15 protein-coding genes are annotated in these 21,786 nt (G+C 42.7%); 2 read left to right on the top strand and 13 right to left on the bottom strand.

Features of this window, described 5'->3' with window-relative positions:
• Positions 1-41: 41 nt before the first annotated feature.
• Positions 42-1,144 (bottom strand): IS3 family transposase gene (locus HUW48_RS18590; protein WP_220463948.1). Its coding sequence is split into 2 segments (ribosomal slippage): positions 42-883 and positions 883-1,144, totalling 1,104 coding nucleotides; the frame shifts between segments, so codons are not numbered across the junction.
• A gap of 251 nt (positions 1,145-1,395) precedes the next feature.
• A complete protein-coding gene (locus HUW48_RS18585; protein WP_182412365.1) occupies positions 1,396-1,830 on the bottom strand; it encodes a VOC family protein in 435 nt (144 codons plus the stop codon).
• Between the two features lie 512 nt (positions 1,831-2,342).
• Between HUW48_RS18585 and HUW48_RS18580 the strand changes: the two genes are divergently transcribed.
• Positions 2,343-4,070 carry a GMC oxidoreductase gene (locus HUW48_RS18580; RefSeq protein ID WP_182412364.1) on the top strand — a complete coding sequence of 576 codons (1,728 nt, stop codon included), beginning with the start codon at positions 2,343-2,345 and terminating at the stop codon, positions 4,068-4,070.
• 172 nt (positions 4,071-4,242) lie between these two features.
• Positions 4,243-4,401, top strand: coding sequence for a hypothetical protein (locus HUW48_RS18575; protein WP_182412363.1), 159 nt, complete (start codon positions 4,243-4,245; stop codon positions 4,399-4,401).
• A 505-nt stretch (positions 4,402-4,906) separates the two neighbouring features.
• Here HUW48_RS18575 and HUW48_RS18570 read toward each other — a convergent pair.
• The 11 genes from HUW48_RS18570 to HUW48_RS18520 all read right to left on the bottom strand — a co-directional run bounded on the left by HUW48_RS18570 (position 4,907) and on the right by HUW48_RS18520 (position 21,581).
• Positions 4,907-6,385: an SGNH/GDSL hydrolase family protein gene (locus HUW48_RS18570; RefSeq protein WP_182412362.1), complete on the bottom strand. Its 1,479-nt coding sequence runs from the start codon at positions 6,383-6,385 to the stop codon at positions 4,907-4,909.
• A 61-nt stretch (positions 6,386-6,446) separates the two neighbouring features.
• Positions 6,447-9,239 carry a TonB-dependent receptor gene (locus tag HUW48_RS18565; protein ID WP_182412361.1) on the bottom strand — a complete coding sequence of 931 codons (2,793 nt, stop codon included), beginning with the start codon at positions 9,237-9,239 and terminating at the stop codon, positions 6,447-6,449.
• 608 nt (positions 9,240-9,847) lie between these two features.
• A complete protein-coding gene (locus HUW48_RS18560) occupies positions 9,848-10,003 on the bottom strand; it encodes a hypothetical protein (RefSeq protein WP_182412360.1) in 156 nt (51 codons plus the stop codon).
• A 463-nt stretch (positions 10,004-10,466) separates the two neighbouring features.
• Positions 10,467-11,111 carry a DUF4190 domain-containing protein gene (locus HUW48_RS18555; protein ID WP_182412359.1) on the bottom strand — a complete coding sequence of 215 codons (645 nt, stop codon included), beginning with the start codon at positions 11,109-11,111 and terminating at the stop codon, positions 10,467-10,469.
• Between the two features lie 124 nt (positions 11,112-11,235).
• On the bottom strand, positions 11,236-12,417 hold the full coding sequence (locus HUW48_RS18550; protein WP_182412358.1) for a serine hydrolase domain-containing protein: 1,182 nt from the start codon (positions 12,415-12,417) through the stop codon (positions 11,236-11,238).
• Between the two features lie 23 nt (positions 12,418-12,440).
• Positions 12,441-13,052, bottom strand: coding sequence for a hypothetical protein (locus HUW48_RS18545; RefSeq protein ID WP_182412357.1), 612 nt, complete (start codon positions 13,050-13,052; stop codon positions 12,441-12,443).
• A gap of 99 nt (positions 13,053-13,151) precedes the next feature.
• Positions 13,152-15,191 carry a serine hydrolase gene (locus HUW48_RS18540; RefSeq protein WP_182412356.1) on the bottom strand — a complete coding sequence of 680 codons (2,040 nt, stop codon included), beginning with the start codon at positions 15,189-15,191 and terminating at the stop codon, positions 13,152-13,154.
• Positions 15,192-15,296: 105 nt separating this feature from the next.
• Positions 15,297-17,777 carry a TonB-dependent receptor gene (locus HUW48_RS18535; protein ID WP_182412355.1) on the bottom strand — a complete coding sequence of 827 codons (2,481 nt, stop codon included), beginning with the start codon at positions 17,775-17,777 and terminating at the stop codon, positions 15,297-15,299.
• 428 nt (positions 17,778-18,205) lie between these two features.
• Positions 18,206-19,711, bottom strand: coding sequence for an aldehyde dehydrogenase family protein (locus HUW48_RS18530; RefSeq protein ID WP_182412354.1), 1,506 nt, complete (start codon positions 19,709-19,711; stop codon positions 18,206-18,208).
• A 130-nt stretch (positions 19,712-19,841) separates the two neighbouring features.
• Positions 19,842-20,615, bottom strand: a complete 774-nt coding sequence (locus HUW48_RS18525) for an alpha/beta fold hydrolase (protein WP_182412353.1) — start codon at positions 20,613-20,615, stop codon at positions 19,842-19,844.
• Between the two features lie 108 nt (positions 20,616-20,723).
• Positions 20,724-21,581 (bottom strand): helix-turn-helix domain-containing protein, encoded by an 858-nt coding sequence (locus HUW48_RS18520; RefSeq protein WP_317173713.1) that lies wholly within the window; start codon positions 21,579-21,581, stop codon positions 20,724-20,726.
• Between the last annotated feature and the right edge of the window lie 205 nt (positions 21,582-21,786).

Raw genomic sequence — 21,786 nt, 5'->3', positions numbered from 1 at the left:
GGAAGTGGTAATGTGGTAAACTTGGTGGGCTGATTTTGAGTTCAGGGATAAGTTTTCCATATTTCCACTTCTTTTTTCAAGAGCCATTCCCTTGGGGTCAGATTTCCTAAAGCTTCATGCGGCCTACGGGTATTATATTCTTCTAGCCAATTTTCTGTCAGTTGCCGGACTTCCGCCAGTTCAAAAAACAGATAAGCATCTAATATTTCCCGGCGATAACTGCCGTTAAAGCGTTCGATAAAGCCATTCTGCATGGGTTTACCCGGCTGAATATAATGGATGTTAATTTCTTTTTCTTTACACCAGTTCGTAAAATCAACACTAGTAAACTCCGGGCCATTATCTACCCGGATGGCCGTTGGCTTACCGCGCCAGTCAATCAGCTGCTCCAGAGTGCGAATCACTCTTTTGGCGGCAATTGAAGTTGCTATCTCAATGACCAGTGCTTCCCGGTTACAATCATCTAGCACATTCAAGGTCCGAAACTTATTACCTGATGCTAAGCTATCACTCATAAAATCCATGCTCCAGCTACTGTTAATCTCTACCGGCTGCAGCAATGGTTGCTTTACTCGGGTTGGTAGCCTACGTTTTCCTTTTCTCTTTTTGTTGAACTTTAACAGTTTATAGATCCGGTATACCCGTTTGTGATTCCACGGCTGACCGGCTCTTTTCAGATAAGCTAACAGCTTCCGAAAACCATAAGCTGGATGAGCAGCAGCTAACTCCTGCAAGGCGGTAATCACTTCGGAATCATCTTTACAGCTCTTGTAATAAAATTGAGAACGGGTCAGACCAGTTAAGTGGCAGGCCCTGACAACGGGTAAGTCGTAGTCCGAGATGATTTCTGCAGTCAACTGCTTTTGCTGCCAGAGCCCCAACCTTTTTTTGTGATGACCTCCTTCAGGATAGAGTGATCCAAGCTTAAATCAGCATACATTTTCTTTAATCGGGCATTCTCCTCTTCTAACTCTTTGAGCCGCTTTACATCCGAAGCTTCCATGCCGCCGTATTGGCTCTTCCACCGGTAAAAGGTAGACCGGCTAACTTCTAATTCCCGGCAAATGTCTTCTGTCTTCCGACCCGACTCATTTTCCTGCAGTGCTTTGATAATCTGACTCTCGGTAATCCTTGTCTTTTTCATCTTTTCAGTTTTAAAGTATCCATTTTCTGTCTCCTTTCAAACTGTCCGATTTTTTGGGGTACTTACAGTCCATCCGCAGTAATTTACTTTTCGTCATAGTTCTATCTCGTGATGAATAAAAAGTTATGATCGCTTAATAAAACTGCTCCAATTACCTTTATTTTAAGTGCTCGTGATTATTGGCTGTTAACGGGACGTGGCTATGAGGTGGCGAAGCTGCCTTATAGGCGTTGTTGTGCGTTCGATTTTATTTAAGTAGTTTGTAAACTGAAACTAATTTTCCAGTTAATGCCAAATTTATCCAAACAAATTCCATAATAGGAACCCCAAAATTGCTCAGAAATAGGAAGTTTTACTTTGCCTTCTTTTGAGAACGAATGAAACAACCTATCAGCTTCTTCTTTACTTTCAGTATTAACATAGAGCGAGAAGTATCTAGCTGCACTATTTTCTTGTTCTTTGACATCAATAATGTCGGCTCCCATTAAAATTGTCTCATTACTAATAGGTAGTCCTATATGCATAATATGTTCATCTTTGCAATGCGGAAAATTCTGTCTTGCAACTTCAGGTACATCTTTGTAACGTCCAATGAATTTGAATTCTTTGTTAAAAACAGATTTATAAAAATCAAATGCTTTTTCACAATTCCCATTAAAATATAAATAGGTATTAACTGTTGCCATTAATTTTGTTCTTAAATCTTCTAATTTATATTTAGTGAGTCTACTTTACCTAATGACGCACAACTACCAGCCAATCGGAGTAACTATGCTTATCTGCATTCTATTTTACATCCTTATTCCATATATCCACCCAAATACAACCGACAACCGGAACTCAATCCAGCTATTGGCACTATGAACGGAGTAGCTATTATTAGCTATATTTAGAATGTTTACCTGCTATAAATACTATTTCACCAGCAAAGCATTTCTTGCTTCTTCAATTTAGTAAAAGTTAAGCGAGCTACAGTAGGTATTCGCTGACATTTTATTAGAAATATATTGTTTAAGCCTACGCCACGCATTTAGTAAATTAAAAATTATTTTACCGGCTTCTATTTACCAGGATTGCTGAAAATAACTTAAATTACCTGCTGCATCTACTTTAACTGTACTTTTTCTAAGGGTTTTCGGGAGAGTTTTGGAGGGGGCAGTTAAACAAAACTTTTATAATTTTTACCATTTAAATTAACATGGCAGTTCAGGCAGCAAATATTAATACGAAAGGAGTCGCGCAGAATACGTACGATGCTATTGTTATTGGGTCGGGTATTAGCGGCGGTTGGGCCGCGAAGGAATTGTGCGATAAAGGCTTAAAAACGTTGGTGCTGGAACGCGGCCGTAACGTAGAACATAACAAAGATTACCCTACTGCTACGAAAGACTTGTGGGAGTTTCCGCACCGGGGCAACATGACCCGGCAATTTCTGAAAGATAACCCACTTATTAGTAAAGCTGCCGGCTACGGCGAAGATACCGCCCATTTTTTTATTAAAGACAAAGACCACCCGTATGTGCAGGAAAAGCCGTTCGATTGGATTAGAGGTTACCAGGTGGGTGGTAAATCCTTAACCTGGGGGCGGGCCTGCCAACGCTGGAGTAATTTTGAATTTACCGCCCCGTCCCGCTACGGCTACGGCCTGGATTGGCCTATCCGCTACGAAGACGTAGCTACCTGGTACTCGCACGTCGAGAAATTTGCCGGCGTGTGCGGTAATAAGGATGGGATTGAAGCCATGCCCGACGGGGAGTTTCTACCGCCTTTTGATTTGAACTGCGTGGAAGCGCACGTGCAAAAAACTATTAAAAATTATTTCCCCGACCGCCATTTGGTGCAAGCTCGTTGGGCCCATATAACCAAACCCACCGAAACGCATTTAAAATTAGGACGGGGAAAATGCCAGGCCCGCAATTTATGCATGCGCGGCTGTCCGTACGGCGCGTATTTCAGCTCCGTTTCGGCTACCTTGCCCTGGGCTGCCCGTACCGGTAATTTAACAGTACGCCCGTTTTCGGTGGTGCATTCTGTTTTGTACGACGAGCAGAAAAGCAAAGCCATTGGGGTAAGAGTGATAGATGCGCAAACCAAAGCTACCACCGATTATTTTGCCCGCATTATTTTCGTGAATGCCTCGGCGCTGAACAGCAATTTGATTTTGTTAAACTCTACCTCCAAGCGTTTCCCGAACGGTTTAGGCAACGATAACGGCTTAATGGGCAAATTCGTGGCTTTTCATAATTACCGCGCCAATGTTCACGCCGAAATTCCGGGTTTCGAAGATAAATACTATTTCGGTCGTAATCCTACGGAGCCTATTATTGCCAATTACCGCAACTTGCATAAACAAGATACCGATTACGTGGGTGGTTTTACCACTTTTATGGGCGCGCATCGTACCCGCGGCAATACAGTTGGCTTAACCGATGAAATTGGGGCCGATTACAAAGAAGCTTTATCAATACCCGGCGGGTGGCGCGTGTACATGTACATGCAAGGCGAAACCATTCCGAAAGAAAGTAACCACGTGCGCTTAAGCAAAACCGAAAAAGACCAATGGGGCATTCCATTACTGGTTACCTCGGTAGCCTACGACGATAACGACGAGAAAATGATTAAAGATTTTCTGGCGCAAAGTACGGCTATGATGGAAAAAGCCGGTTGCATTAATATTCAACAACACGACAGCAAACAAGCGCCCGGCCTGGACATTCACGAAATGGGCGGCATCCGCATGGGCCACGATCCCAAAACATCGTTACTGAATAAACACAACCAACTACACCATTGCCAGAATGTTTTCGTGACGGATGGTGCCTGTATGACGAGCACTGGTAACCAGAGTCCGTCTATTTTGTATATGGCCCTTACCGCCCGGGCCGTGAACCACGCCGCAGAAGAAATGAAGAAAGGTAATTTGTAAGTAACCGGTATTTGAAGCAATTCAGTAGTAATTTTTTAAAATTTCATTTTTAATAAAATAATACTGTATAGTAAGAAGTAATTGCTATAGTAGACTTTGATGTTGTTCTTTGGAGCCTGTTTCAGCCTCCATGCTGCGGTGCTAACTTATTTGAGAAGCCTAAGTTTGCCTCATGGCCGGCGGGCCTCGTTTGGCTGTTTCGGGCGGTTTAGCGAACCTTGGCTCACTGCGTTGCGCCATGCTGCTTTGCAGCACCGGAACGCTAAAAGGCCCTCCACAGCCAAACTGGTGTCAGTTGCGAGTAGCTGCTGATATTACTACTACTTATTAACTCCTCCAGTTATTTTATAAAGTTCTGCAAGCTCCCCTCCGATTTTAGGAGGGGTAGGGGTGGTATAAATAGTAACTTAATTTAACTCATCAGCTTACAGAAAATTAGTAATCACTACATTGTTAATTGAAAAAGTCAGTAAAAACAAGAAAGACTTTGGCTACTTGCGACTAACACCAGTTTGGCTGTGGAGCACCTGCTAGGCTTCCGGTGCCGGAGGCATTCCGCCGACGGAGTCGAGGAAAGGAAGGCTAGCGAGTGCGGAAGAGCCAAACGAGGCCCGCCGGCCACGAGGCAAACTTAGCCGGTTCAAACAAGTTAGCACCGCAGCCTGGAGGCTGGAACAGGCTCCAAAGAAAACGCTTATTAGCAAGCAAAATCTATCATAGCTTTTTGATACAATTTGATATAAGTACCAGCAAATGCCCACTTCTTTATGCATTCAAGATTATACTAAAAAGATAGGGCCGGATTTTAATTCATCCAACCCAGGTATGCGTTTTCTCTATTGAGTTGGTAAGGTATTTAGCCGGTAGTTTTTGACGTTTACTAAGGGTAGAGTAGAGTTAAAGGTTGCATTAATTGATTTAATAAATTCATTGGCAATTACGGCCTGCCCCCGAGGGTTGGGATGTACGCCATCCAGAGAGAAATAACCGGCGGGTGGAGCCAGCGTATTTTGCGAAGCATCTAAATTTGCTAAAAATGCATTCATATCTACTAAGGCTAAACGATTATTGCGCCCAGCCACTTCCTGGCGGATTACATCATTAAATTCTTTCACCCGGTTGGTTACTATTTCAGCTTCTGATTGGTCCAGAACAAATTGGGCGGGTATCGGTTCCAGAATTCCCCAACCACCGCGTTGTGCGGTATTGCAGGCATTAATGGGACCTACCAGTAAAGAATCCTGCGGAATTACCAAGGTTAAAAAGTCTTTCGCCGGATCTAAGTGCCTTAAGCCGCTGGCAGTTGTAATAACTGGGTAATTTACTTTTCCTACCTTAAAGTTTACTCCGGCTGCGGCCGAGCCTAAGCGAGCATAACCAGCATTTAAGGCGGCGGCTTGTGCGGCCGACAAATTAAAGGGAATTGCTCCGGCCGAAATAAGTCCGGCTTTAACTAATCCAAAATAAGGAATTTTTACCACATCCGGAATAGTAGCAATTGCTCCTTTGGTGTTATCACCCGTGCCAAGTAAAGCATCCAAAGAGGTTTTCAAGACATAGGCAAACACCCGCGAGTCCGTTAAGTCGTTACTGCTGTAAGTAAGGGGATTTATTCCTGGATCAGGATTGCCGCTGCCGCCGGAAGTAGCATAGGAAAGTACATCGTTGCTGCCGAGCCAATAGGTAAAAAAGGTGCCTTTAGCCGCCGTAGCATCTCCAATTAAACTGGCTGTTTCGGAGGAGGCAAAACGCCAGTAAAAAGGATTACCCTGCGTTGGATTGGCTCCGTACCCATTTACTAAGGCATGAAAACTTTTAGCACCTGGTACTCCAAAATTGTTTATTTCAGCTTTATTACCCGGATAAGGAGCTAAACTTTCGCCGGGAATGGTAGGAGCAGGAGTAAGTCCTAACGTTTTGGTTAAGGCAGAATTAGAGGCACAATCTGGTAGTAAAAACTGTAAACGACCTACCGGAGTAGCTGTGCCGGGCACAAAACTACCGCCAAAACCGGCGCCACCTGCAGCACCATAAGCCGGAAAGTTAAAGGCGGCATTGTTATTAACCAGTTTCATCCGGTCGGCCAATAAAACCGGGTAAGCATTTTGTTGCCCTTCCTGGTAAAGGGCATTATCCATAAAACCAGCCGTAAGAGAGTTTCCAACTGCCACGTATTTACTAAAATCGGCGCTGCCTGCTGTGGGTGGAGTACGTGGATTAGTCGGGTCTTCAGCGGGTTCGGGTGGCGTGTAAGTACAAGAGTAAAAGCTACTGATTAGAACTAGAGCGGGCAAAAGTAACTTTATAAATTTCATTTGATTATTCGCTTTTATTAAGAATAAACTTATTATCAAGGAGATATTTTCCAGGCCTTAATTACTTCAGTAATTCGTCGAAGGTGAGAGATACGTAGTAAACTGCCCCTACTTCCGGTCCGCCATATACCTGGCGGTAATAGTTATTTAAGATGTTAGAACCGCCAATTTTTAGGATCGATTTAATGCGGGTCATCTTGTAATTTATCTGGGCATCCAGGGTGCCGAAGGAAGGAATACGGGCATCGTTAATTCCGGCAATAAAAGTGGATTGCCACACGTAAGCATCTGACCAGCGATAGGCTATACTGAAGCCGGCATTTTTATAAAAATTACGGTTAGCAACTGATACATTAAATTTCCATTCGGGGGTATTAAAACCCGGCGTTTCGTCGGATTCGCGGGTATCACCTAAATCCAGCTTGTTCCAGCTGGTATTACCACTTAGCGTATAGCCTTTTGGAAAAGAGTATGTTAAACCCAGACTAGCCCCCTGGGCAGATACTTGGTGGCGGGCATTGGTGTATAACTGGTAGGGTTGGAACCGACTGGTTGCGATATCAAAAGCAGCTGCTTGTACATTGGTTCTAACATCATTCTGAGGCTGAATAATGGTAGAAGTTAAAATGAAATTCTGATAATTACTGTAATAATAGTTTACATCAAACAGCAACGACTTATTGGCGGTTAAGCCTTTATAACCAATTTCGTAAGCCCGAATCTGCTCTGGTTTCACGTAACCCACGTTAGCTGGTTGCAACAATCCGGCATTTTGTAGCACCGCCCGGGAAGAAGAGGTGCCACCCGCTACATCCGCCGAAACTTTTGCTCCAAAAGCCTGCACCGAAGCCAAAGTAAACGCATTCGATTCCGGGCCATACAAATTTAATCCCTGGCTGGCATTAGGCACGCCCCCTACCAGAATGGCCTGGCCCGCGTTCAGGAATATAAACTGATCCTGCGTAGTTGGGTTCCGAAAGCCGGTTTGGTAAGAAGCTCGGAGGTTATGATTCTCGGCTAAAGTTAATACCGCCGCTGCACGAGGAGTTACTCTACCTTTAAAATTTTCATTTTTATCGTAGCGCAGGGAGCCAGTAATTCTTAACCTATCGCCGAATAAACCTTTAATAGCTTGCAGATAGCCGCCAAATTCGTAGATGGTTATATCATTGCCGGTGGTATCACTAAATACAGTTCCTTCTGAATCCAGGTCGTAGAGCCGGTAATTACCCCCAATTTGTACATCAACAATTTTATGCGTCCATTTACTCAGATCGTACTGGCCTTCGGTGTGATACAATTTGGTATGGTCGATAAAAAGGGCACCTTTCCGAAAATCAGAAGTAGTAGCAATCCGATCTTTTTCTCGGTCAAATTCAGGGTTCCCGGGTAACAGGCGGCCCTGATCGGCAAAGCGGCGCGCTTCGGAGTGGCTACCAGGAGCAAAACCCAAGGAAGCCGCAGCACCCTGGTAAGCACCTGCGTATTCCTGAAACCATTGCTGATCGCTTTTCCAGGTACGGTTTAAATTTAAGGCCAGAAAACGGGAGTCGTACGTATTACCGGCATCTTCGAGGGTAGCATAAGTCCGTAAGAAAAAGTTGGCCCCTTTTAACTCTACTTTGTGCTGCTGTAGGGTAAAATCATTAATGGAATAACGGTTGCCTCCTTGGTAAACAGCGGTTCCTTGCCCAAACTTATATTGATAGATGGCCTCAATTCCTTCGGTTAAGCGATAATTTAAGGCCAAATCGCCTTTTATACTATAGGTATCGTAATCAACCATGTCTTTTTCGTCGTAGCCGGTCCGGGCTACCCGTACGGGGGCTCCGCCAAATCCAATAGGCAAACTGGTTACTGCCTCGTCGCCGTATACGTTTAAAGCATTATAGGCCGGATTATCTTCCCGGTTGTTGCCCAAAGAAGCGCGGGTAAACAAATCAACGTTTTCGGTACTATTGGCGTACCAATCCAGGGCTTTAGAATAAGCCATATTTACTTTAAAGGCAAAGCGGTTATTAAAGGCTTTCGCGTAACGTACCATTCCCTCGTATAATGGGTGCGCCGAAACGGTTGGGTCATTAACGTGGTTTATCCCTATTCGTCCCATAGCGCTGAGGCCTTGAAATTCAAAAGGGCTTTTGCTGGTCATAGAAAGAACCCCGTTAAATGCATTAGGGCCATAGAGTGCCGAAGCAGCCCCTGGCACAATTTCAACACCCTGCACATCCAGGTCAGAGAGGCCCACCATATTGCCAATCGGTATATTCAGGCCAGGCGCCTGGTTATCCATTCCGTCAATATATTGTACAAAGCGCGGATTATTGGTACTCATAAAACCACGCGTATTAATAATTTTAAAGCCCAGGCTGCCGGTTGCCATATCCACGGTTTTTAAATTTTGCAATCCATCATAAAAATTAGCCGCCGGAGTTTCCCGTATAGCCAGTAAATCCATTTTCTCGATACTTACCGGCGATTTAAGAATACTTTCTTCTACCCTCGAAGCCGTTACTACAACTTCCTGGCCCAGAATAGCTTGTTCTACCAGGGCCATAGTAATATCCGAGCGACTGCCGTTAATAGTAAGTTCCTGCGCTTGGTAACCTATATAAGAGATTCCTAGGATAAAGGGCGGATTGGTAGTGGTAGTAAGCGAAAAGCGGCCCTCCTTATCTGTTACAGTGCCAATCACTTTACCTTTCACAAATATGCTCACACCCGATAATGGTTCCTGATTTTTAGCATCCGTGACCATGCCTGCAACCGTTATTCCTGATTGTGCCAGGCCATCCATGTTCGCTTGCGTAAAAAAGGCCAGCAACAACCATACTTTTAGTAAGTTTTTCGACATCGCGTTTGTTGTTAAGGGAAATAAAATACTGAAAGGCAAGAGTTAGTAACTTTAATTTAACACTATAACAATTTTAAAACAATGATTTTGGTTATAATTAATTTAGCGCCTGGGTTAGCTAAAACGTTTTAGCTAAAGCTTAAGAAATTATACCAGTCAGATAATACCTAACCGTAAAAACATTATTCCACAAAGAGTTAAGGTAAAGTATGGGCTTAAATTCTTTGAAATACTTAACGGCGTTTGCTTTTTCTTTGGAGCCTGTTCCAGCCTCCATGTACAGGTTCCATCTTATTTGAACAGCCTAAGTTTGCCTCGTGGCCGGCGGGCCTCGTTTGGCTCTTCCGCACTCGCTAGCCTTCCTTTCCTCGACTCCGTCGGCGGAATGCTTTCAGCACCGGAACCCTAGCAGGTGCTCCACAGCCAAACTGGTGTCAGTTGCCAATAGCCAAAGTCTTTCTTGTCTTTACTTACTTTTTATATTTACAATGTACAGATTACTAATTCTCTGTAAGCTGATGAGTTAAATTAAGTTGCTATTTTTTACCACCCCTGCCCCTCTTAAAATAGGAGGGGAGCTTGCAATATTTTTAAAGTAATTGGAGGAGTTAATAAGTAGTAATATCAGCTGCCACTCGCAAGAAATACCAGTTTGGCTGTTGAGGGCCTTTTAGCGTTCCGGTGCTGCAAAGCAGCATGGCGCAGTGCAACGAGCCAAGGTTCGCTAAACCGCCCGAAACAGCTAAACGAGGCCCGCCGGCCACGAGGCAAACTCAGCCATGTCAAACTAGATAGCACCACCATCTGGAGACTTGAAAAGGCTCCACTGAAAAACCTTTTACTCAACTTTTAAAGCATGGGGTTTATACTATTTAGTATAAGTGAATATAGGAGGTTTACCTATCTGCCCTAAATTGAACTTTATAATGATTCAGGAAAAAGGAGATGAATATTCAAAATTTTGATCCAAAAAGATTTTAAGTGGTTGCCATTGTTCTTCATCCCCCAAAGATGTTTCATTTTTCGGAATTACTATTGCCATACACTACGGAATGGCCCCTTACAGTCTAGCCTATCATTTACGCTCCTGAAGAAAGGAAGAAAGGTCTTCTGTACTTTTTGTTACCAGACAAAAGGATTTTGAAATAAAAACTGATTAGATAACTAAGAAAGCAGCATTTATATTAGCTAGTTTTAATTATTTGGGTAATTTTCTTTAGGTTGATCTCAACTGCTAAAAGCTCCCGCAAAGGCTAATATATAACCAATTATAAATAGTGGAATTAATATACCTACGCCTATACCCACCCACGCAAATCCTCTGCCTCGAAATTTTTCTGAGTTCTTCTTAATGGTACTCAGGCCAATAATACCAAATATGGCCCCCACCAAACCAAATGCAAAAGCTAGAAGAGAGCCAGCAAAAATTGTAATCACAGCCATTAGGCCTAAAATAAAACCAATCATCGCAGAGGCTTGAACCTTCTTGTTAGTTTCAGGTTTCAGTAATTGCTTCTTATTTTTAAATTTTAGTAAATTTTTATTTTTTAATACGTACTTATTCGGCTGCGCGGCGCTTTTCTGTTCCTTTAAGCCGGAGCTAAAAGCAACGGATTTGGGTTTAGGTAAAGTTGCTGGCTCCGGACTAGTGGCCGATGCAGTAAGAACAGGTGAATCATCTGGGCTTAGCCCTGCCTCGGATGGTTGAGATTGAACAGCAACGCTATCCTGGAGATTGGTTGTTTTTTGTACTTTCTGGTATGGGCCAAAGCTGCCGGTGTTTTTAGAGAAATAGAATATTTCTTTAGAGGCACATCCTGCAAATAAAAAAGCAATAAGTAATTGTGCGAGTAGATAAAGATGTTTCCTCATTTTAGGCTCTGGTAGGCAGTTTAACAATAAATTATTTTATCAAATTTTTATCTGGTATTTACTTTTTTCTGGCTTCAATCCGGTAACTAGTAAGTAGATAAGCTTTAAATGAGAAATATAAATTTTAATGAATGGCTACATCAGCGATGTCGTACCTGAAATTGGTGAAAGTATATTGTAAATTACTTTTAGCATTGGTGCCGTAGTTGACCAGCAGCGTAACCGTTATATCCTGATTTGGGAAATAAAACATATCGGCGCTGTAGCCTAAGTCGCGGCCCCGGTGGCCATACCCAAATTCATTTTCTTTAAAATTGCCGTCTATGTAATCTTTAAACAAGCCTAAGCCCAGGTACTTCCGGTTTTCAATTAAATCATCGAAAGTTAGCATGGTGTTAATTGAGCTTTGGCTGAGTAGGGTCTTGTTCCGCAGCAAGGCATCAATAAATTTTTGTAAATCGTACACGGTGCTGTATAAGCCATTTAAACCATTGCCAGTGCCGGTATTATAACTGCTTACATTTACCAGGGTATTGTTATTGTACAAATCAAAATAACCCTGAGCTACCCCGTGACTAGGGAGGGCTTCCTGCCAGTAATAATACGAATCGGAAAGACCTAATTGGTTTAAAATTTTTTCGCGGAGCAAGGCTGCATGGTTGCGCTTGGTAGCTGCTTCTATTACCATAGTGGCCAGTACAGTACTGGTATTCGAATAACCCGACGAAGTGCCCGCCGCAAAAACCGGATCCTGGTTATAGCTAAATTCCAGCAGTTCTTCTTGTTTCCATTTTTTAGTCGGGTAATTTAGTAAAGCCAGATAAAAATTATCATTATTACTAAAATCGTAAATGCCGCTGGTATGGTTTAGTAACTGGCGTAACGTAACTACATCGGCGTTTTTAATATTAGAAGTAATTCCTTCCGGTATCCATTTTGTTATTTTTTCATCTAATTGCAATACGCCTTCTTCCACCAGTTTTAAGGCAAGGGCCGCAATAAATATTTTGGTAAGACTGGCGGTTTTAGATACATGGCAAGGCAAGAGGGGAATATTTTTTTGAATATCAGCTTTGCCGCCGCTGCCTACCCAGGTACCGTTTCCATCCCGGACAAGCACGGCAATACCCGGTAAACCCGCCTGAACATATTTATCTATTACCCCTTGAAATAGGGCGGCTTTCGGGTGATTTACCGTTGAAGGAGGAACGGTACAAACTTGGGTGGGTTCTATTACCGGTTCCTGACAACTCCCCAGTAAAAAGAAAGAAGTAATGAAAAGTATAGTAAGTGTATTTTTCAACATAGTCTCTACGCGTAATCCTTTTCTTATTTATTTCTTTTAAAGAGCGGGTAACTCAAACCCATGTGCAATGCGGTGTTGGGCAGAACCGGTACGTACTGCCTTACAAAAGGAGCCTGTACTAAAAACTGGTAGCGGACAAATATTTCAATAGGCTTTTCCTCGTTTGGGTTAAGCTGGTAGCCTAGCCCCAGTGCAAAAGATCCCATTACCTGCGGCCTTCCCCAGTTTGGTTTTTTTTCGTATTGTCCCTGGTCGTTTCTTTTAAAAACTTGCGTAGCCGAGAAAAGATGAACATACCCAACTCCTATGCCAGTGGCTAAGTTAAATCTTTGCTTAAGCCTTCTCTTATACTCGAATTCTGAATACAACTGCACGGCATGGTGCACGAACCGGTGATAGAGGTAGCCTAGTTTTACCGTTTGAGAAAGTTGATTTTGAGTGCTATGGTTATACCGGAAAGACGTGCCTACCACCAAACCCGGATGCAGATTGGTAAAAATTTCTTTGCTGCGCGTGGGTAAGGCAGTAGCATTCGCCAGAACGGCTACGGTAAGCGGCCGAACCGATTGCGCTATTGTTTCAGAAGTAATTATAAAACTTAGTAAGGTGAGTATTGCTACTTTATATTTTACCATAGCAAATAAAATTTACTTTTACTTATAAAAAATAGTATAATATATAAGATAATTTCCACAAAAGCCAGATAACCTGACTTTTGCGAAAAATAAATTCTGTTAGCGGGTAAAAATTATTTTCTGCTGTTTAACCTGGTTGTCCGTTTGTAATTGCATGAAATACAAGCCGGGTAAATCCTGCGAACCAGGTTTCCATTGTAGTTGGTACTTCTGATTAGCTTGGGCTGTACCCTGGTAAATGAAGGCTACTTCTTTGCCTTGGCTGTTAAATACTTTTACCTGTATGTTTTGGGAAACAGGTAAAGAAAAGTTAAAAGTAATTTTCTCTTTGAATGGATTGGGAAAACTCACCAATGGCTGGTCCGGACTTGGAATGGTTACTAAGGCTGAAGTTGGCTGCTTTTCTGAAATTAATGATTTTTGATTCGCTATTATTACTGGAGTAGATTGGGTTACCCGAAAGTCAGAACTACTGGTTGCTTTACCGCCACCAGTAAGTACTACTTTAATTTTACCGGTAGTGGCACCTTTGGGTACTTCCGCCATTACTAAAAAATCAAAATAACTCCGGACTTTAGCTGCTTTTACTCCGTTAAAATAAACTTCTTTAACTTTTGTTAAATGATTACCTACCAAAAATACACTAGAACCAACTTCGCCATGATCAGGAATAAAAGTGGTAATCTGAGGTTGCTGTACGGTAAAAGAGCGATTACTTAAAACGGTGCCGCCAGCAGTTACAACCGTTATCTGACCCGAACTGGCATTTGCCGGCACCACGGCTTTAATTGTACTTTCATTTATTATTTTAAAATCGGCTTTTTTACCGTTAAAAAGAACAGAGGTGGTAATGCTTAAACCTTCGCCTTTAATGTTAATGGTTTTGCCGGGTAGGCCTTGCTTCGGGGAAAAAGATTCTAATTTAGGAGCCAATGCCTGGTAAACGGCTTTTGCTATAGCGTAAGGATCGGCGGCGGCAAAGTTAGCCAGTACGGCCAAGGTTATTTTTCGTTCCGGTTGATGCACCAGAATAGAGCGGTAACCTACCGCATCGCCGTTGTGGCCCAGGAACATTTCTTTATCGCTGATACGCGGAATTTGCTTTATGCCGTAGCCCAGGTAATTACCATTCATATCGGGGGTGGGAGAAAAGGAGTTCAGCATTAAATTTAAAGTTTCCTTACTGGTAGCCCGGCCGGTAAAGAGGGCCGAACCCCACTCGGCCAGGTCAGCCGCATTCGATACTATACCTCCGCCAGTAAAAGCAAGGGATACAATGGCGGTCATGGGAAAACGGAAAATATTAGTGTAGGCATTCGGGAATAAGGGCTGACCAGTTTGCGCAAATACCGGGTTAAATGGACTAAGATTATCATGAGGAGCCGCTAACTCCCCGCGATTGCCCAAGGGCTCTCTTACTCCCAGGTACATGGATTCTAAGTTTAAAGGTTTGAAAAAACGGTCTCTATAATGTTGTTCTACCGGTTTTTTAGTAATAACTTCTACTAAAGCGCCCAGCACAATGTAGTTGGTACTGGAGTAGCGACGTTCGGTTCCCGGAGCAAAAATCTGATTGGTAAAAGCAATAGCTTCCAATGCTGTCCAGGTTCTGCCGGGTTGGGCGGCTACGCTGATTTGCAGTTGTTGTTCTACAGCATAGTCGGAATAGCCACTTTCATGAGCCAGCAGTTGGTGAATGGTTACCTTACTATTCAATCGGGGATTAATTTGACCAAAGGGCAGATATTTACTGATGGGGTCCTCTAATTTAAATACTCCTTCCTTTACTAACTCTAAAACTAAAGGAGCGGTGAAAGTTTTAGTAACGCTATAGATTTGTGACAGGGTACCTGGTTTAAAAGCCGTACCTCCCGGCAGCAGGTTGTTATCTTTATCAATATTGCGCGCCGCGTAGCCCAAAGCTCCTTGCCATTTAGCCAGGTTCTCGACTTTTACCGCTACCGACATACCACCCACAAAAGGCTTAGCCTTGTCGTTTTGAATTTTATCAAGAGCGGCTTGTAGCCGGGCCTCCATTTTATGCCCTAAACCTTGCCCAAAAGAAGCTAGGTGAGAAAGGGAAAGAATTAGAAAAAATAAGCTGGCAATCCTGAATACAGAGTAAAGATAATTTTTCATAATGCTGAAGTTTTAGGTGAAACATAAATTACAGAGTATGATTTTACTGGTACCAGAGAATGAAATAAGGAGAAACTGCCAGAGCTTAGCTAGTTGCTGATAATATCAGTTTGTGCGATGCATTTCTTCTTCGGCGCTGGTCTTGCGCCGGCGACTCTCTTTGAGCTGTTGGTTACCAAAAGCATAGGTCAGGTTCAGCATGGCCACGCGGGTATCTAGCCTGATTTGAAAATCCTGTGAATAATTGTCCGTCCTAAGTTTTCCGAGTATCTGATTGGTGTGCAACAGGTCCTGTACACTCAGTTTTGCTTTCCATTTTGAACCAAAACCTTTTTGTAGCCCGGCATCCACTGACCCTAGCCAAGGATAGCGAAAAAGGGCATCAACGGCGGGAGTATTTATCCAACCCGTAACTTCCGCCGTCCAACCATTACCTAGGGTAATGGCATTGGAGCCATTAATTCTTCCGGATATTTGCTTCACTTGCAATGGCATATCCAGGTAAGTGTACTGAAACTGGCTATATAGGGCCATCAGGGTAGTTTGCAGGGTCCATCCCTTCCTAACCGTTATTGGTAAACTAAGAGTAAGATTATAAGCCTGCGATTTACCAATGTTTTCCGGAACCCGTTCCATGGTAGTTCCGCTTACGGGCTGCAAAATATATACAACTAGGTCATGGATATAACTGGCGCCCAGGGAGGTAAATACTTTATTATCAAAACCATGTTTAAGCTCCAGCGAATTGGTATACTGGGGCTGAAGAAACGCATTGCCCCGGCTGTACGCGTATGGGTTCAGATACGACCGACCCGGGTTCAGGTTCTGGTAGTTAGGCCGATCGATGCGGTAACTGTACGATAGAGTAAGGGTATGTTTAGCGGAGAGTGTTCGGGAAAGAAAAACGCTGGGAAAAAAATCCAGGTAGTCCCTTTTTACCACATTCTTCAGAGTAATAGAATTACCTTCCGAATGTGTTTGCTCCGTACGTAGTCCCACTTGTATGTCGGTGTTGGCCGCGAGTTTGCCGGATATGCTGGCGTAAGCGGCCTTAATTCGTTCAGTATAGCGAAAATGGTTGGATAAAGTAGAGTCAAGATGAAAGTTGCCGGCTTCTCCGCTATACAAGGTTAAGTCATTGTCAGAACGAACAGAACTGCCTTTAATACCGGCCTCTACTTTCCATTTGCTACCGAAGGAACGATTATAATCTACTTTAAAAGTATGGATATCAATAGCAGTAGGCATTTGGGTGTACAAGCCACTGGGTTCCGATATGGAACTTTCTGTAATTAGCGTTTCAGTATTTAACGAGTTAGTGTAGTCCCGAACGAAATGGCCTAAATCAAAATCAGCGGTTAATTGTCCACCTTCTTCTCCGAAGGTGTGCTGTAGGTTCAGATTAGCCGATTGGTTTGACGAGACATTAGAAATGGTTTTATCGGTTAATGTTTGTAAGTAGTATGGCTCATTTTCTTGTCGCCGAAAAGAAACTTTTGCAGGACTTTCTTCATGATTATAACTCCATAATCCAGTCCAAATTAGCCCAATGATGGTATTCTTACTAATGGTATAATCCAAGCCGGCTTTAGCATTTTGTCCCCGGTTTTTAAATTTTATGTAGGAGTCCTCTTTAATAATATTACGTTGTAACCCGTCCTTCTGAATTCGTTGTAGGTCAAAATCTGCGTAACCACCACCCCGGTTAGCACTATAGTTACCAAAGAGGTTCAGTTTAGGCGTGCGATGGTTTAGTTGCACGCTGCCTTGCTCCCGGTCATAACGCCCGGAACCTGCCCCTAGAGAAACGGAGCCGTTGGTTCCAACATCGGTATTCTTTTTTAACCGAATATCAATAATACCGGAGTTACCAGCGGCATCGTATTTAGCAGAAGGATTGGTAATTAATTCAATCCGGTCGATGTTATCGCTGGGCATGGTACGTAACAGCGCCACCACTTCGGCCATGGCCAAATACGTCTGCCGGCCATCAATCTGCACAATAACCCCTTCTTTGCCCCGGAGCTGCAAATTGTCGTTCTGGCGATCCACGGTTATACCAGGGGCTTTTTCCAGTACTTCCAAAGCGGTGCTGCCACTGCTGATAATGCTGTTGGCAACGTTTACCACCATCCGGTCTATTTTCTGTTCCACAAAAGGCCGTTTGGTGGTAACCGCTACCTCTTTTAAGTTTATAGCAATGGAGTTTAGCGTTAAGATGGGTATAGTGGTTAAACCTTGGTCTACTTTAAAGGTAGCAGAAGTACCGGAGGCGTAACCCACCATATTGGCGGTTATTACGTATTGGCCACTAGGTACTTCTAAAAACTCATAAGCACCTTCCTCATTCGTTAAGGTACCTTTCACTAATTTAGAATCAGGCGCGTTTAGTAAACCAGTACTCACATAAGCTAATCCTTTCCCATTTGAATCCCGGATATATCCTTTTAAGGTACCTTGGGCGTACACTTCACTCCTAAAAAATAAGCTAAGCAGCGTAACCCAGAAAAAGAGGATGCCTTGGCTCCGGTAAGCACTGCTGCTCCTAAGGAGAGTGAAAAAATAATTTTTAATTGTCCGTTTCATAACATCATACTTTTAGTAACTGACCAACACCTGCCGGAAGGCTGCCCCTAAGGTAAGCTTATGCCCAAGTCATGAGGTAGAAGTTTTAACTCAGAAATCTCTGTTTTTAAAGCATGATTGGATTTTATAGAAGAATGATTCAATTTTGCTGGTGAATGGGTAATAGAATGACATATAACCCTGCCGAGCAGTAGATGGGGAAGGCAAATACTTAAAGTTTATTCTCCTGAGTAGTATTCTAGGTAAATACTATAATTAAAAGGAGGAGTATATTACTAGCGGATTAGGGAAGTATTCAATGGTTACTACTCGTTTTGAAAAATCAATGTACAAGCAGTGATCTATTAGTAAAGCTTTTTTAGACTAATAAAGTCTTAAGAAAGGTATAGTTCTATCAATTTTGTGAAAAAGTTATTATCTTTTTTTAATTACATTGAACCTGGAACACCTGGATTAAAAGAGATGTGCTTGTATTCCAGAAAATCATCTAATGCTGTCTCTCCATTTAAACGGCCCATTCCACTTTGCTTATAACCTCCTTCTTCAAACTGAGGAAAAACCTGGGCGAAGGTATTAATCCAAATAGTACCGGCTTGTATGGCTTTCGCAACTCGCCAGGGCCGGTCTATATCGCGGGTCCAGATGCTGGCTGCCAGGCCGTATTCACTGTTGTTTGCTAAGGCAATTGCTTCGGCTTCGGTATCAAAAACCTGTAAAGTAGCCACTGGTCCAAATACTTCTTGCTGCACGATGGGTAATTCTGGGTCAGTTACTTCCAGCAAGGTCGGGCGATAGAAAGCACCTTTAGCCAATTGCCCGTCGGTAATAGGGCCGCCCCGAACAATTGCTTTAGCTCCAGCTGCAAGGGCCTCTTCTACCATCTGATTTACCCGCTGCACATTTGCTTTATCCCGCATGGTACCCATTTCGCTGGAAGGATCGGAAGGAGTACCTATTTTTACTTTGCTCAGCCGCTCGGCCAATCCTTGCCGGATAGAGTCCGCAACTTCTCTTTGTACTAGTATTCTACTACCGGTCATGCAAAACTGGCCGCTAAAAATTGTAATGGCTTTTTCCATTGTAAAAATCGCGGTCATCAAATCGGCATCCTTAAAAACAATCATCGGGGTTTTACCACCTAGTTCCAAGCTAAAACGTTTCAAGTGGGCGGCACCTGCCGCTACAATGGCCCGGCCAGTTTGGGTACTACCAGTAAAACTAATAACCGGAACGTTCGCAGATTGCACCAGGGAACTGGCCGCTTCACTGCCACTCTCGGTAATTACATTAATGGCGCCTTTAGGTAAACCTGGGGTTTCTGAGATAATTTTACAAAGTAGTTCATTCGTTTGGGCGGTTACACCCGGTAACTTTACCACCGTAGTAGTACCGGCCGCCAGAGCTGGAGCCAGGGCTCGCATAGTCAGTGCCACGGGAGCGTTAAAAGGAACGATAATACCTGCCACGCCGACTGCTTCTCGAATGGTAAAAGAAAAGCTGCCGGGTCTTGCTTCGCCGGCACGACCAGCGGTAAAAGTTTTACCGGCCCAGTAACGCAGAAAAGCGGGCGCGGCAAATACTTCCATGCTTGCTTCTGCCACTATTTTACCACTTTCCAAACCTAAAATCTGGATCAAGTCTTTACTTTTTGCTTCTATTTTATCTGCCATAGCCAGCAGAACTTTAGCGCGCCAGGCATGATCTTCCTTCCAGGTAGTTTCCCGGAAAGTTTTTAATGCGGCATTAATGGCTATTTCAGCTTCTTTCTGACCACCATCGGCATACCAACCAATTAGTTCTCCGGTAGCGGGGTTAATGCTTTCTTCGTGTTTTTCAGAATCTAACCAATCCCCACCAATCCAATGCTTCGCTCTATTTTTTAGCTCGTTCTTTGTTTCAATTTTTAACTCTATACCTTTTTCAATTACTTCCATGATTACTTTCTTTTTAATGAAAAATGTTATTTGTTTCCACCCTAAAGATTATATGCTACAGTTAGTCAACTTAAATAACTTGGACTATTAGTATAATTTATGTACCGGGATTTGAGAGTCACCTGGAAACTCAAGATAATTGGACTAAAATCTCGGCCAACTTTTCCGGCATTGAAAAAAATGGCGAATGACTACTGGGAATCTCAATAACTTTTTGACAAGGCATATTTTGCACAATACTTCTTCGGTCTAAATCTTTGGACTCCGTGCAACGAATATAAATCTTAGGAATAATTCCATAACAACTATCAGAAACGGTTATGGGGGTGGCCAGGCCAGCCATAGGTTGCCAACGCAGATTAGTTTTGGCTAAAACAATATCATCCGCGGGACTATCGTGGCAGAAAACCTGCTCCATCATTAGAGGATTTATCAAGCAGGTTTTTTGGTCATCAGAAAAAATAAGATACTCCGATGCCGGATGTTCAATTTTAGAATCAGAGAAGGCCTTACTTGCCTCATTTATTTTTTCAACCTGCGAAAAAATAGATTCTCCATTTTTTAATAAAAAAGCGTCGAGGTATACGAGTTTTTTTACTTTTTCCGGGCCTAATACTTCACTAACCTGCGAAATGATGGCTCCTCCCATGGAATGGCCTACCAGCACCACCTTACCCGTTACGGAATTGGCTGCTTCTTCTACTTTCTTAACATAATCATTTAAAGTAACGTTGGCGGCAGGTGTTGTATCCTGCCCATAACCGGGCAAATCAATTGCTATGACCCGGGAGCCTTTGGCTTCCAGAAGAGGAGCTACCTTGTACCAGCACCAACCACCGTACCAAGCTCCATGCACTAGAATATAGGTTGTGTTAGAAGGTGAAGGAAAAGCCGTAGTCGCCATTGTGGAAAAATTAAAGTGAAATGATAAATACCTTTTTGCTAATTGCTATCAAAGCAAAATTAAAATGTACTCAGGCGGGCTAGTGGTAAAAAAAGGACTTTTTACAAATTAAATGATAGGCTTAATACGGTCCCGATATAAACTATCTGCAAGTCCCAGAATACTTTCCGGCGACTTGCTTTCCAGGAGATGGAATTCGTTAGGTGCCAATCCGGTAAATTCTTTATAATCTTTTACTAGATGCTGGTAATCGTAATATCCACAGGCAATAGCTATACTTAACCAATCTTTTTGAGGGAACCTATTTTTAAAATTAAAGGCCTGATTAAAGCGGATAATTCTGGAGTATGTTTTGGGATTAACCCCTGTTCTTTCCAGAAATTTTCGTTTGAACTGCTTGGTACATAAACAGGATTCTTTAGCCAGCCAATCCACCGAAATATTGCCATCCTTTTGAATCATTTGCCGGCTGATAGCATCCAAGGGAAGATTATCTTTTTTAGCGTTAAGAATTAAACCTTGACAAAAGCTTTCTATAATAGTAAGTAACTCTGTGTAGTTTTTTGCCTGCTGTAATTGCTCAAAGGTAGTATTTATATTTTTATGAAAAATACTGGTAGCATCTAGGTGTTGGTTAGTCAATTCATAAGCAGGTATACCTGTTAGCCGGTAAGTAGCCGTAGGTTGAAATACCACTTGCACATTAATAAAGTTGTTTCCGGTAGTTTGCTCAACAAGAGATGTTCTTTGTCCGGCCAACATTATTGCTGGCTGGCTGCTTTTTCCCTCATCAGGTTTTTGAATAGCAAAAAAGTCACGCAAAAAAAAGTGCAGACACTGTTCAGGTTTGGGAGGATAAGCCTTTAAGGGAATTTTATCAGATTGGGCAAACTCTAAATGCACGATCCGGTAACATTGAACAAACTCTCTCACTGCTGGGCTTGGTAAAAAATCACGTAAGAGCATAGTCGTTAAATCTACATTCTGATTTATTTAAATATACAGAATATGAACAAGTTAGAAGTGTTTCAAAGTGAATTTTCAGGATTTATTTTAGAAATTACTTTTATATTTAAGAACCAAGACGCTTTTTCATTGTTCAATTATACTAGAATCAATTTTGATTTTTCTGATGCAAGATTTTGTAGAAGAATGGTGCATTTTTGCTGAT

The sequence above is a fragment of the Adhaeribacter radiodurans genome (assembly GCF_014075995.1).
In the GTDB taxonomy this organism is placed as follows: domain Bacteria; phylum Bacteroidota; class Bacteroidia; order Cytophagales; family Hymenobacteraceae; genus Adhaeribacter; species Adhaeribacter radiodurans.
The sequence above is the reverse complement of the archived record's forward strand: the minus strand, read 5'-3'. Positions and strand labels throughout refer to the sequence as shown.

Coding starts and splice junctions, on each gene's coding strand:
- HUW48_RS18585 (WP_182412365.1), bottom strand. CDS start 1,830: ATGGCAACAGTTAATACCTATTTATATTTTAATGGGAATTGTGAAAAA.
- HUW48_RS18580 (WP_182412364.1), top strand. CDS start 2,343: ATGGCAGTTCAGGCAGCAAATATTAATACGAAAGGAGTCGCGCAGAAT.
- HUW48_RS18575 (WP_182412363.1), top strand. CDS start 4,243: ATGGCCGGCGGGCCTCGTTTGGCTGTTTCGGGCGGTTTAGCGAACCTT.
- HUW48_RS18570 (WP_182412362.1), bottom strand. CDS start 6,385: ATGAAATTTATAAAGTTACTTTTGCCCGCTCTAGTTCTAATCAGTAGC.
- HUW48_RS18565 (WP_182412361.1), bottom strand. CDS start 9,239: ATGTCGAAAAACTTACTAAAAGTATGGTTGTTGCTGGCCTTTTTTACG.
- HUW48_RS18555 (WP_182412359.1), bottom strand. CDS start 11,111: ATGAGGAAACATCTTTATCTACTCGCACAATTACTTATTGCTTTTTTA.
- HUW48_RS18550 (WP_182412358.1), bottom strand. CDS start 12,417: ATGTTGAAAAATACACTTACTATACTTTTCATTACTTCTTTCTTTTTA.
- HUW48_RS18545 (WP_182412357.1), bottom strand. CDS start 13,052: ATGGTAAAATATAAAGTAGCAATACTCACCTTACTAAGTTTTATAATT.
- HUW48_RS18540 (WP_182412356.1), bottom strand. CDS start 15,191: ATGAAAAATTATCTTTACTCTGTATTCAGGATTGCCAGCTTATTTTTT.
- HUW48_RS18535 (WP_182412355.1), bottom strand. CDS start 17,777: ATGAAACGGACAATTAAAAATTATTTTTTCACTCTCCTTAGGAGCAGC.
- HUW48_RS18530 (WP_182412354.1), bottom strand. CDS start 19,711: ATGGAAGTAATTGAAAAAGGTATAGAGTTAAAAATTGAAACAAAGAAC.
- HUW48_RS18525 (WP_182412353.1), bottom strand. CDS start 20,615: ATGGCGACTACGGCTTTTCCTTCACCTTCTAACACAACCTATATTCTA.
- HUW48_RS18520 (WP_317173713.1), bottom strand. CDS start 21,581: ATGCTCTTACGTGATTTTTTACCAAGCCCAGCAGTGAGAGAGTTTGTT.